Source organism: Corynebacterium sp. HMSC074C05 (assembly GCF_001838325.1).
In the GTDB taxonomy this organism is placed as follows: Bacteria; Actinomycetota; Actinomycetes; order Mycobacteriales; family Mycobacteriaceae; genus Corynebacterium; species Corynebacterium amycolatum.
Map to the genome: position 1 here is coordinate 202392 of NZ_KV836280.1, position 12320 is coordinate 214711.

13 protein-coding genes are annotated in these 12320 nt (G+C 58.5%); 11 read left to right on the plus strand and 2 right to left on the minus strand.

Translation table 11 applies throughout. The features are described from left to right. The first annotated feature begins 3 nt into the window (after positions 1 to 3). The 3 genes from HMPREF3042_RS01715 (at position 4) to HMPREF3042_RS01725 (ending at position 2815) form a co-directional block, all read left to right on the plus strand. A complete protein-coding gene (locus HMPREF3042_RS01715) occupies positions 4 to 927 on the plus strand; it encodes a glycosyltransferase family 2 protein (RefSeq protein ID WP_070855890.1) in 924 nt (307 codons plus the stop codon). Between the two features lie 41 nt (positions 928 to 968). After that, positions 969 to 2126 (plus strand): mannose-1-phosphate guanylyltransferase, encoded by a 1158-nt coding sequence (locus tag HMPREF3042_RS01720; RefSeq protein ID WP_048731655.1) that lies wholly within the window; start codon positions 969 to 971, stop codon positions 2124 to 2126. A gap of 320 nt (positions 2127 to 2446) precedes the next feature. Continuing rightward, positions 2447 to 2815 carry a WhiB family transcriptional regulator gene (locus tag HMPREF3042_RS01725; protein WP_005510060.1) on the plus strand — a complete coding sequence of 123 codons (369 nt, stop codon included), beginning with the start codon at positions 2447 to 2449 and terminating at the stop codon, positions 2813 to 2815. 123 nt (positions 2816 to 2938) lie between these two features. On the opposite strand, the gene HMPREF3042_RS01730 is transcribed toward HMPREF3042_RS01725, so the two are convergent. Beyond that, positions 2939 to 3421: a metallopeptidase family protein gene (locus tag HMPREF3042_RS01730; protein ID WP_070851144.1), complete on the minus strand. Its 483-nt coding sequence runs from the start codon at positions 3419 to 3421 to the stop codon at positions 2939 to 2941. A 173-nt stretch (positions 3422 to 3594) separates the two neighbouring features. Between HMPREF3042_RS01730 and HMPREF3042_RS01735 the strand changes: the two genes are divergently transcribed. The 4 genes from HMPREF3042_RS01735 to manA all read left to right on the plus strand — a co-directional run bounded on the left by HMPREF3042_RS01735 (position 3595) and on the right by manA (position 7842). Then, a complete protein-coding gene (locus HMPREF3042_RS01735) occupies positions 3595 to 4002 on the plus strand; it encodes a DUF3499 domain-containing protein (RefSeq protein ID WP_005509890.1) in 408 nt (135 codons plus the stop codon). A gap of 116 nt (positions 4003 to 4118) precedes the next feature. Beyond that, a complete protein-coding gene (locus HMPREF3042_RS01740) occupies positions 4119 to 5498 on the plus strand; it encodes a phosphomannomutase/phosphoglucomutase (protein ID WP_083327394.1) in 1380 nt (459 codons plus the stop codon). A 38-nt stretch (positions 5499 to 5536) separates the two neighbouring features. Next, a complete protein-coding gene (locus HMPREF3042_RS01745) occupies positions 5537 to 6553 on the plus strand; it encodes a hypothetical protein (protein WP_070855891.1) in 1017 nt (338 codons plus the stop codon). Between the two features lie 86 nt (positions 6554 to 6639). Continuing rightward, entirely contained in the window at positions 6640 to 7842 is a 1203-nt protein-coding gene (gene manA, locus HMPREF3042_RS01750; RefSeq protein WP_049172794.1) for a mannose-6-phosphate isomerase, class I, read from the plus strand. On the opposite strand, the gene HMPREF3042_RS01755 is transcribed toward manA, so the two are convergent. After that, positions 7839 to 8597, minus strand: coding sequence for a hypothetical protein (locus HMPREF3042_RS01755; protein WP_070855892.1), 759 nt, complete (start codon positions 8595 to 8597; stop codon positions 7839 to 7841). The genes manA and HMPREF3042_RS01755 overlap by 4 nt on opposite strands. Positions 8598 to 8947: 350 nt before the next feature. On the opposite strand from HMPREF3042_RS01755, the gene HMPREF3042_RS01760 reads away from it, so the two are divergent. From HMPREF3042_RS01760 to mtrA, 4 genes are all read left to right on the plus strand, one after another. After that, positions 8948 to 9322 carry a DUF4259 domain-containing protein gene (locus HMPREF3042_RS01760; RefSeq protein WP_070855893.1) on the plus strand — a complete coding sequence of 125 codons (375 nt, stop codon included), beginning with the start codon at positions 8948 to 8950 and terminating at the stop codon, positions 9320 to 9322. A 67-nt stretch (positions 9323 to 9389) separates the two neighbouring features. Further along, positions 9390 to 10844, plus strand: coding sequence for an adenosylhomocysteinase (gene ahcY, locus HMPREF3042_RS01765; RefSeq protein ID WP_070767619.1), 1455 nt, complete (start codon positions 9390 to 9392; stop codon positions 10842 to 10844). 45 nt (positions 10845 to 10889) lie between these two features. Continuing rightward, a complete protein-coding gene (locus tag HMPREF3042_RS01770) occupies positions 10890 to 11519 on the plus strand; it encodes a dTMP kinase (protein WP_070855894.1) in 630 nt (209 codons plus the stop codon). 54 nt (positions 11520 to 11573) lie between these two features. After that, the gene (mtrA, locus tag HMPREF3042_RS01775) at positions 11574 to 12248 is read left to right on the plus strand and encodes an MtrAB system response regulator MtrA (RefSeq protein ID WP_048731669.1); all 675 of its coding nucleotides are present in this window, start codon (positions 11574 to 11576) and stop codon (positions 12246 to 12248) included. Positions 12249 to 12320 lie beyond the last annotated feature (72 nt).

Genomic DNA, 12320 nt, shown 5'->3' on the forward strand with positions numbered 1-12320 from the left:
TTTGTGAATGCAACCTCGAATTCCCCGCAACCCTCGCAGCTTCCGCTCGGTGTGGTCACCGTGACCTTTTCGCCCGGTGAGCACCTGAGCAAGCTGGTGGATTCGCTGGGCCCCGCCGCCAGTGCCTCCACGCGTCTGATCATGGCCGACAACGGCTCGACGGATGGTTCCGTGGAGAAGGAAGAAGCTCGGGCTAAGGAGACCGGAGCGGATGTTCAGCTTCTGCGCACCGGCGGCAACATTGGCTATGGCGCGGCCGCCAACCGTGGCATTGCGGAGCTGGGACGGGCTCGCCGTGCCGGTGAGATTAATCCTGACTACGTCATGCTGGTCAACCCTGACGTGGTGTTTGCCCCTGGCGCAATCGATGTTCTGTTGGAATGCGCGCAGCGCAATCCCAAAGCCGGAGCGATTGGTCCGCTGATTCGCGAGGCGGATGGCAGCGTGTACCCGTCGGCACGCGCGGTTCCTGAGCTTGTCAGCGGTATCGGACACGCGCTGCTCGCCGACATCTGGCCTACTAACCCTTTCTCACGGCGCTATCGGGATGACGCGGATATGGATCGCGAGCGACCGGCCGGCTGGTTGTCGGGCGCATGCCTGCTGCTGCGATGGGATGCGTTCGACCAGATTGATGGCTTTGATACCCGCTACTTCATGTACATGGAGGACGTGGATTTGGGCGACCGACTGGGCAAGGCTGGTTGGAGGAATATTTTCTGTCCTCGTGCAGAGATTCGTCACGCGCAGGGGCATTCTGCCAGTAAGCACCCAGAAATTACTGTAAAGGCCCATCACGAGTCGGCATACCGTTTTATGTCAGATCGCCTGCCGGGGCCGGCGCTGGCACCTGTGCGACTGGCATTGCGTTTGGGGCTGTTCCTGCGTGGCAAAGTCATAATCGCGGTCAAAAAGCGTAGGAATTAATTAACTGTTGGAATGATCCATCGAAGAAAGTTACCGATTTCATGACTACCGAAGTTCGTCCGAGTGCTGGGCATGGCTCCGCTTTCCAGCCGGGAGCGGATGCTGCACAGCAGGCGGGAGCCACGTTGGCTGAACAGACTGACGCTGTCATTCTGGTCGGCGGGCAAGGTACGCGTTTGCGTCCCCTTACTGTGAATACGCCGAAGCCGATGCTGCCCACGGCAGGACATCCATTCCTGGAGCATCTGCTTGGTCGCATTCGTGCAGCAGGTATGAAGCACGTGGTATTGGGCACCTCCTACCGAGCTGAAGTATTTGAAGAACACTTCGGCGACGGTTCGGATTTGGGTCTCGAAATTGAATATGTCTTTGAGGCTGAGCCGCTGGGTACCGGTGGCGGTATCCGAAACGTCCTAGACAAGCTGCGCTATGACACCGCGATGATTTTCAACGGCGATGTCCTCGGAGGTACTGACTTGCGCGCGGTGTTGGGTACTCACGCGGAGAAGGATGCGGACGTCACGATGCACCTCGTACGTGTGCCGGATCCACGCGCGTTCGGCTGTGTTCCGACCGATGAGGATGGGCGCGTCCTGGAGTTCCTGGAGAAGACCCAGGATCCGCCAACCGATCAGATTAATGCCGGTATCTACGTGTTCCGCCGCGAGATTATCGAATCGATTCCGGCTGGTCGTCCTATTAGCGTTGAGCGTGAAATCTTCCCAGCGCTGCTCGACCGCGGTATGAACGTCTACGGTCACGTTGATTACGCCTACTGGCGTGACATGGGGACTCCGGGCGACTTCGTCCGCGGCTCCTCCGATTTGGTCCGCGGTATCGCGCCGTCACCACTACTAGAGGGTAAGCACGGCGAAGCGCTTGTCGACGAATCTGCGTCGGTCGGTGGCGGCGCTCTTCTCTACGGTGGTTCTGTCGTCGGACGTGGGGCGGAGATTGGTGCGGGAGCTCGGATTGATCAATCGGTGATCTTCGACGGCGCACGCATCGGTGCCGGTGCTGTGATTGAGCGCTCTGTGATTGCCGATGGCGCCGATATTGGCCCGCGGACGGTCATCAGTGATGCCATTATCGGCGAGGGTGCCGTCGTTGGTGCGCGCTGTGAATTGATCAACGGTATCCGTGTGTGGCCGGGCGTCCAGATCCCCGATCACGGAGTACGTTTTTCGACGGATGTCTAGTCTGCAGCCTTCGGCGTGTCAGACTTTTGTCGGCAATATCTGATTAGAATTGCCGAAGTGTCGCCAAAGTTGCTGGTGAGAGACATGTGGCGAATGTGGTTGAGTTCAGGTGACAGGTTTAGGGTTCAGACGCCATCCTTCAACCTGAACTTAATCCCCAACGCGGGGGGAGGGGCTTCAGGGGCAATGAAAAGTATTGGGGCAAATTCTCTATTCGGCTTGACCGATGGTGGGTTACACGTGTGTAATCACAAATGTGTGTTTCACACACTAAGCCCAATTTAAAGACCCGCAGCAACAACCATCAGGAGGCCCTCGGCATGGAAAAGTCCAGCATGTTTGATGGCGGCTCTGCTGTGGATAGTGAGACGAATGCGGGTGACATCGCTGTGAACGATAGCTCCTCTGAAAACCAGCCTCGGCCGTTGACAGAGTGGGCAGATGACCTTTCGGGGTTGTTTGAAGCCGTCGATCAGGACTGGCAGGAGCAGGCTCTGTGTGCCCAGACTGATCCAGAAGCTTTCTTCCCTGAGAAGGGTGGATCCACTCGCGAAGCAAAGCGTATTTGTCGTGCTTGTGGTGTGCGAGATGAATGCCTGGAGTTTGCTCTCGAGCATGATGAGCGCTTCGGTATTTGGGGTGGCCTCTCTGAGCGTGAGCGTCGCCGTTTGAAGCGGCAGATTGGCTAGAACCGCGTGGCTAGTTTTCGTGTGCGCGCAATGTCACAGTCTCCCTTGGGGTAAACCCCTGGGGGATTTTTCGTTGAACGAGTTTTTTCCCGCTCTCTAGGGAGCTCCTTAGAAGAGAGCTTTCTACAGGAAGTTCTCGTCGAAACTAGGGTCCACCTCAACCGGATCAATGCCCAGATATACCGCCACGAGGCGGGTCAGTACATATTGCAGCATCTGGTCCAGTTCCACTCGACCCGACACACGGCGCTCAATGGGGCGGCGGAACACTACTACGCAGGGGCGGGTGGGGTTGCCTACGCGGTCAATGCCAGCAGGGATAAGCCGTCCCAGTGGGACAGGTCCGTCAGCGACAACCTCTTCCGGGAAGTACATGTCCGGGCGCAACTGCATGCGAGGAATCGTATCGATGGCGATGTCCAGGTGCGACAGTTGTCGGGACCAGCGCTGATCCAATGGGGCATAGGCGTCAATAACCGCCTGGTCAAAAGCTTCTGAACGGCTCTTCCAACGAGGTACTTCCGGCGGCAACAGAGGTCCCCGAGGTCCGCGACCGCGTCGCAGTGAGCGTCGCAGCGAGCGCGGAGTATAAGCCGATGAATTCATATTTGTTGAGCATAATCGGTCGGCCTGTCAACGTGGGTGAGGTCAACTTTCGGCCATGTCGCGGGTTTGCTGGGTAAGGCTGGGGTGCCCCAGGGGAGCGTCTGAAAGCGAAAAACGCCCGGAGTGGGAGAAAAACTATCGAAACTTAAAGTTAGGGTCTAGACTTTGATGCCGTGAGTGTTTTTAGACGTTGTTGCCGGCCCGGCTGTGGCAAACCTGCCGTAGCTACGTTGACGTATGCCTACGCGGAGTCGACGGCTGTGGTGGGGCCGCTCGCCGCCGCGTCCGAACCGCATAGCTGGGATCTCTGTGAGAAGCACGCGCGTTCCATCACCGCACCGCTGGGTTGGGAGCTCGTGCGTTACGACGTGCCAACGCCCGCCCAGGACGATGATGATTTGACCGCATTGGCGGAAGCCGTCCGTGAAGCTGGCCGCAACGCGACTGGCCTGGTGCTGCGGGATGAGGTCGACAACCGTCCTCAGACCTACAAGATTGATTCCAGCCGTCACCCGTCGACGCGGAAATCCGCGCGCGGTCACCTGCATGTAGTTCGCGATCCGGAGGATTCGGACGACTAACGGGTCGGGCGCCGTGCCCCAGCTCATGCCATCTTGCCGCGGCATTTCTTTGTGAGAGCCTCTCTGGGGCTAGTATCATTTTTCACAAAACTGATACTTACCCAGAGAGGTTTTTCGTGGGCACTTACAATCGTTCCGATTTGGATGCCGTCATCAAGGCCTATGACGTGCGCGGTGTTGTCGGTGAGGGCATCGACGCGGACCTCGTCGGAGCCATCGGCGCCGCCTTTGGGCACATCATGCGTTCAGAGGGCGCAATGCGTGTCGTAGTTGGCCACGATATGCGTGAGTCCTCGCCGGAGTTGGCGGCTAGTTTCGCCGATGGCGCGGCAGCGCAGGGGCTCAATGTCACCCTGCTCGGCCTGACCTCTACGGACGAGCTGTATTTCGCCTCCGGAGTAAGGGAATGCCCGGGCGCGATGTTCACTGCCAGCCACAACCCAGCTGAATACAACGGCATCAAGATGTGCCGTTCGCTGGCCCGCCCAATCGGGCAGGAGACAGGGCTTGCTCAGATTAAGGACCTGCTTGTCGACGGAATTCCGGAGTACACCGGCACTCCGGGCGAAATTGATCGTGAGGATGTTCTGCAGGATTACGCGGCGTTCCTCCATGGGCTGGTCGACATTCGCTCCGGCCGTCGCCTGAAGGTTGCAGTCGATGCCGGTAACGGTATGGGGGGACTGACAGTTCCGGCAGTGCTCGGAGAAGACATGGATGTTGCTGATCTCTACTTTGAGCTCGACGGCAACTTCCCGAATCACGAGGCCAATCCATTGGAGCCCGCCAACCTCGTTGACCTACAGAAGTTTACGGTGGAGCAGGGCGCAGACATCGGTATTGCCTTCGATGGCGACGCTGACCGCTGCTTCGTCGTCGACGAGAAGGGCAACCCGGTCAGCCCATCGGCCATCTGTGCGTTGGTGACCACCCGCTACCTGGAGCAGAACCCGGGTGCGGCTATCATCCATAACCTGATCACATCGCACGTCGTGCCGGAGATGATTGTGGAAAACGGCGGAACCCCGGTTCGTACCCGTGTTGGGCACTCCTTTATTAAGGCGCAAATGGCCGAGCACAGTGCTGTTTTTGGTGGCGAGCATTCAGCGCACTACTACTTCAAGGAATTCTTCAACGCAGACTCCGGCATGCTGGCTGCCATGCATGTCCTGGCCGCACTGGCCGAGCAGGATAAGCCGCTGAGTGAATTCATGGCCGAGTACAACCGCTACGAGGCCTCCGGTGAGATTAACTCCCGCCTGGGCAGCGCAGAGGAGCAGCAGGCCAAGCAGAAGGAAATCGAGGCCGCGTTTGCCGATCGCACGGAGTCCTCGGACTGGATGGATGGCCTGACCATTGAGCTGGCGGACTCCAAGGCGTGGTTCAACGTCCGGGCCTCCAATACGGAGCCGCTGCTGCGTCTGAACGTCGAGGCTCCGACGCGTGCTGAGGTCGACGCTCTTGTCGACGAAGTTCTCGACATCATCCGCGGTTAATCAACCCCACGCGCCCGTTTTCAGGCATGCTTGGGAGTATGACCTCGTCATTCGACTCCTCCCATAACCCGCGCCAAGAGGCCCTGTTCTATCGTATGGCCACTGCCGGTGCAGGTCTCAGAGCTGCTGCTTCCGCGACTCGCGGGGGTGCGTTTGCTCAACTTTCACTGCCGCGCAGTGCGGTCATCCTCGTGGGAAATCGTCGGGCGCAGCTCGCTGCCGAATCCGTGCGCGCGCTTGCCGACGATATCCGCTGTCCGGTGGTAATTGCGCATCAGTTGCCCAGTTATGTCGGTGCCCTCGACTTGGTCATCGTCTGTGACGACAACCCCGGCAGCCCACTGGGGGCAGCTCTGGCTGAAGCTGATAGGCGAGGTGCTGCCACGGTCGTGGTGGATCCCGGTGAAGGGCCACTGCGTGCCGCCGGTACCCCCGATACGGTTGTGGTTCCGCGCCCGGCGATGGCGGAGTCCGCGTCCTTTACCGCCTATGTCGGTGCCATCGCCAGCGCGCTCACCGAATGTGGTGCCACCGCCCTGGCTCCGGCCGGGGTAGTGGAGGAAGTCGCTGATGCGGTGGACGCCGATATTGCCGCCTGTGCTCCGCAGCGAGATGAAACAGTTAACCCCGCGCGGCAGGTAGCGCAGTGGGTGGCAGGCCGCAGAATGCTTGCAGTGTCGACGACCTCGGCGCTGGCACCGGTAGCGGAACTGGCATCGTTACAGATGCTTGAGGCAGGCGTGGTCTCGGCAGCGTCGTCGATAAGCGAATTGTCTCTTAGTGTGGGCGCGTTGCTCGCTGCAGAACCCCAGGAAAGCCGCGATATTTTCTATGACCCGTTTATTGATGGTGGGGATGAAGGGGCGACAGTGCTACCGTTGGGGGCGATTGTTTTAGCTGCGCCGAACAATGTGGGCCACTACCGGGACCACTACGGCGAGGTTGGATGGGCTCGTGTGGAGTGCCCTGCGCTCGATGCGGAGACTCATCATCCATTGGTTGAAGTATGTGTTGCTGCAGCCAGAGTTGGTGCGATTGCGGCGTTTTCTGCGTAATCGCCGGGTGTCACCGAAGGCTTTTGGGCCTTCGGTGAGATTGGCGTGCTCGCGCCAGAAGTGACTATTAGAGGAGTGATACGGGCATGGAGCTGTTGGACCCCGTGCTGCAGTCGTACCCCTGGGGGTCTCGTACACATTTGGCGAGAATCACCGGTGCGGACGCTCCCACATCGAAGCCCTGGGCGGAACTGTGGTTTGGTGCGCATGCACTGGCATCGGCCACGGTGGCCGGCACGCCGCTGGATGAGCTCATTGCGCAGGATCCGGCAGCTGCGCTCGGATATGCAATTGACACCGACAACGGCAGGCTGCCGTTCCTGTTGAAGCTGCTCGCAGCCGATGAGCCGTTATCGCTGCAGGCACACCCCACCTTGGCAGAAGCTCAGGAGGGATTTGCACGCGAAAATGCGGAGGGCATTCCGGCCACTGCACATTTCCGAAATTACCGGGACAACAACCACAAGCCGGAACTTATTGTCGCCCTGACTACCTTCGACGCGTTGGCCGGGTTCCGCCCGGTGGAGCGCACGAAGGAGTTGCTCGCGACGCTGGCGGTACCGGAGCTCGACCATTACATGGGACTGCTCGATGCCGCCGATGACGAGAGTGCTCTGCGGGCATTGTTTACAACGTGGTTGACGTTGCCCCAGGATGTCCTCGATGAGCTGGTCGAGGCCGTGGCTGCCAAGTGCGCGGATTACAGTGGCGATGACGAGGAGTTCTCGCGAGTAGCCGAGACCACTTGCGAACTGGCTCGAAAGTATCCGGGGGACCCGGGAGTCCTGGGGTCGATGCTGCTTAATCGCCTTCGCTTACAGCCGGGCGAAGCCATCTACCTTGGTGCTGGACAGCTGCATGCTTACCTCAATGGCATGGGCGTGGAAATCATGGCCAACTCCGACAACGTGCTGCGCGGAGGGCTGACCTCTAAGCACGTCGATGTCGTGGAGCTACTGCGCGTGCTCTCTTTCCGACCGCTGCCAGATCCGGTGCTGCAGTCGCGGCTGACCGATGATGGCTGGAATGACTATGACGCGCCGGTGCGCGAGTTTCGCCTTCGTTCGCGGGATCTGGAGCCGGGCGAACATGTTCTGCTCGATGAAGAATCCGCCACGGTTGTGTTGTCTACAGCGGGCACGGTGGCGTTGCGTCACGACGACTCCGTGGTTGAGGTTCCCAGCGGCCATGCGGCCTGGGTTCCGGCTGTCGACGCAGTCGATATTGAGCTGACTGCGCGCCAAGACGGGGCAACCGTCTTTGTCGCGACCGTCCCGCGGGTGGGTTAGTCCTCGTCGTTATCGAAGAGATTTCCCAGGAATCCGGAGTCCTTCGGCTTTTCCGGGATTGGGGAAATCTTGCTATTGCTAGCCCCATTGCCGCCAGTGGTGTCCTTCTCCGTCGAAGGGGTCTGGTCCTTCGGAGGTGTCGGCTCCTTCGGGGATGTCGGCTCCTTCGAAGGAGCCTTCTGAGGAGTCTCGGACGGAGTTGTGGTTTGCGTACCCGACTGGGACTGCGCCTGCGATGAAGGCGGCTTCGGCTCAGCTGCTGCACCACCATCGCCTTCCGGAAGGCTGTCGTTCGGCTTTTCCGAGTTATCTTCCGGTAGCAGTGGCACCGGCTTGCTGGGCGTCGGCGAAGATATGTCGTCAGAGGTGGGCTCTGTGGTCTCCGTGGTCGTCGGAGGTGTCGATGTCGTCGACGTCGGAGTTGTCGCACTTGAGCTTGTGGAAGTCGGGGGGATGTACGCCTGCGGTGGCAGGTACGGATCCTCAACGATCTCGGTGCTCGATGACGTGGTCGGACGAGATACTAGACTGTCGTTCGTCTCAGTCAGCGAGGAATCTGAATTCGGTTCAGTGGTCTGCTGCAGCTCGGCATCACTAGGAACTGGAGGCAGTGGAGCAGAGGTCTCCATTTCCGACTGAGAGCCGGCGTTTTCCGGATTTGCCCCCTTGGCGGCATTGCTATCGGAGCAGCCTACGAGCGAAGCGCTCAGGGGAAGGGCTGCAAGCAGAAGAGCTCCAAAAGCCTTCTTCACCATGGTAGGTACTCCTTTCGTGTCATGCGTGAGGTCGCCCTGTAACGAAAAAGATAACAGTTGCATTACGAGGTCTGGGAACTAACTTAACATGCCCGTTATCTTCTCTCTAGGGTGAAAATTGTGTTGAAGGGATTAAATATGTCTCTCGAACTGTAAAAGTGACGAAAAGTCGGGTAGAACTTCGGTAAGGCCACATGCGGTTTTCCGGCTAGCGGTACGTGCAGGCGACAGCTTTTAGGTCGGCGGCCAGATTACCGTGGGCTCGTCGAAAAGCGCTCTTTGGAAAGCGCTCGTCGATAGACGAAAACTGGCTATTGGTTCGAAGCGCGAAAGGAGCGTGGCCACCTATCATGTCCATCTGGGATACTGAGATTTTTGGTAGCGATTCGGTCATTGAACTCTTCGATGAGGTTCAGGATCTCGACTCACAGGATCGTGTTGGTGCATTGATTGATGCTGGCCGCATTGGGGTGGATTCCGAAAATAGCGATGAGAAAGCATGCGCACTCGCGGCGGCTGTGATCATTGCAATTTGGAATGGTGCGCCATTTAGCAGCGGTGACATTGTGGAGGACTACAGCTTCATCCGGGAGGGAATCTCCGAGGCGCACGGCAGCGAGGAAGATGCGTTGGCTATCGCATCCGAGGTGTTCGATAGTCTTCTGGGGGAACTCAGTGAGTCTGACCAGGCGGCGCTGGAAAACTGCGTCGAAGCGGTAGAGTAACTCTCGCGTCCCCAGTAGTAATTCTTTAAGAAGAATCTCACGTCAAAGAATCTAGAGAAAGCGTTACATGTCCTCGAAGAACATTGATTTCAAGGTTGCAGACCTCTCCCTGGCTGAGGCCGGTCGTCACCAGATTCGTCTGGCTGAGCACGAGATGCCAGGTCTAATGGCGCTGCGCGAAGAGTACGCGGAGCAGCAGCCACTGGCCGGTGCCCGTATTTCCGGCTCCATTCACATGACGGTTCAAACCGCAGTGCTCATCGAGACGTTGACGGCGCTGGGCGCACAGGTCCGCTGGGCCTCGTGCAACATCTTCTCCACCCAGGATGAGGCCGCTGCGGCAGTCGTCGTTGGGCGAAACGGCACTCCGGAGGACCCGCAGGGTGTTCCGGTTTTCGCTTGGAAGGGCGAGACACTGGAAGAGTACTGGTGGTGCCTCGACCGCATCTTCGACTGGGGCGATGAAGATGCCAACATGATTCTGGACGATGGCGGCGACGCCACCATGGCTGTCATTAAGGGCATGGAATTCGAGGATGCTGGCCTGGTGCCGCCTGCAGAAGAGTCGGATTCGGATGAGTTTATTGCCTTCAAGGACATGCTTCGCGCCAGCCTGGAGAAGGATGCCGGCCGTTGGCACCGAATTGCAGAGTCGGTCAAGGGTGTCACAGAGGAGACCACCACTGGTGTCCACCGCCTCTACCACTTCGCAGAGCAGGGAGTGCTGCCATTCCCGGCCATGAACGTCAACGATGCGGTCACCAAGTCCAAGTTCGATAACAAGTACGGCACCCGTCACAGCCTTCTGGACGGCATCAACCGCGGTACCGACATGCTGGTTGGGGGCAAGAACGTACTGGTCTGTGGCTACGGTGACGTGGGTAAGGGGTGCGCAGAGGCACTGGCTGGCCAGGGCGCTCGCGTTCAGGTCACCGAGGCCGACCCGATTAACGCATTGCAGGCTTTGATGGACGGTTTCGACGTTGTCGCTACTGAGAGCGTCATCGCAGATGTCGACATTGTTATCACCGCCACAGGCAACAAGGACGTCATTACTTTCGAGCACATGCAGCAGATGAAGAACCACGCGCTGCTGGGCAACATCGGGCACTTCGACAACGAGATTGACATGCACAGCCTGCACCATCGCGATGATGTCCGTCGTGTGGAGATCAAGCCGCAGGTCACCGAGTATATCTTCCCGCATGCAGACGGCGAAGAGCGCTCTCTGATCGTGCTTTCCGAGGGGCGTTTGCTCAACCTGGGCAATGCCACCGGACACCCGTCCTTCGTAATGTCGACCTCCTTCGCCGACCAGACGATCGCTCAGGTTGAGCTCTACTGCAACGGCGAAAAGTACGACAACTCTGTCCACCGTCTGCCGAAGATCCTGGATGAGAAGGTCGCTCGCATTCACGTCGAGGCACTCGGTGGCGAGCTCACCCGGCTGTCCAAGGAACAGGCCGAATACATCGGCGTTGATGTCGAGGGTCCGTATAAGCCAGAGCACTACCGCTACTAGTTCTAGCCAAGGCTAGGTCGTAGCCATGTGTGCGAGGAGAAAAATTTGATTATCGCAGTCGAAGGAATCGACGGTGCTGGCAAGAACACACTTGTCACAGCCGTTACCAATCAACTCCGAAGTCAAGGGCACTCCGTTTCATCGATGACCTTTCCGGCGTACCGGCAGACAATCTTCGCTGATTTCGCCGATCAAGCTTTGCACGGTCAGCTCGGCGACACTGCGGACTCCGCTTGGGCAATGGCACTCCTGTTCGCTCTGGACCGCAAAGAACGTCGTCAAGCGATTGTTGATGCAGCGCGCGAGAACGATGTTCTGATCATCGACCGCTACGTCGCGTCCAACGCGGCCTACTCCCTGGCTCGCACGCAGGATCCGGCGATTGTCGAGTGGATTGAGAAGACCGAATTCGGAGATTTCCAGCTTCCGCTTCCCGACGTTCAGGTCTGTCTGGCCACGTCGGTGGGAGTGGCAGCCGACCGCGCACGCAATCGGGAAGCCGCTGATGTGCAGCGAACTAGGGATACCTACGAAAAAGACGCGGGTTTGCAGGAGCGCACGCTGGCAGCGTACCAGAAGTTCGCGGGGGGCTCGTGGCAGTCACCATGGTTGATGCTTACGGGGGATGATGGGGCGGACCGTCTTGTGGAATGGATTAGTGCACGCCTGCGCTAGCCACCTCAACCGGAAACTACAGAACTAGATAGCTTTACGTTTAGAATATGACGCATGAGCTCAAAAATCCTGGTTGTTGATGATGATCCGGCCATCGCCGAAATGCTCACGATGGTGATGGAGCGCGAGGGCTTCGACACAGTAGTAGTCGACGATGGCCTCGAAGCTGTCAAGGCAGCAGAGCGGGAGAATCCAGATTTGATTCTGCTGGATCTCATGTTGCCGGGCATGGGTGGTGTCGATGTCTGTCGCACTGTGCGAGAGACATCGGCGGTGCCGATCATCATGTTGACTGCGAAGACCGACACGGTCGATGTGGTCCTCGGCCTGGAATCCGGTGCGGATGACTATGTCACGAAGCCCTTTAAGCCGAAGGAGCTCGTGGCGCGTGTGCGCGCTCGGCTGCGTCGTCAAGAGGACAGCCCGAGTGAGACCCTCGAGGTCGGCGACCTGACTATCGACGTGCCCGGTCACGCCGTGTTCCGCGATGGCAAGGAGATTTCTCTGACCCCGTTGGAGTTTGACCTATTGCACACTCTTGCTTCCCGTCCGAAGCAGGTCTTTTCCCGTGATGAGTTGTTGGAAAAGGTCTGGGGATATCAGCACACCTCGGATACCCGACTCGTCAACGTTCACGTTCAGCGTCTGCGCTCGAAGATTGAATTGGATCCGGAAAACCCCCAGATTGTGCTGACCGTCCGCGGTGTCGGGTACAAGACGGGTGACTAATCAAGGTCAGTCAGCTTTAGTGGGAGCCGATTCTTGCGTCGATTAATAACGAAGCTTCGAGACTTCACCAAC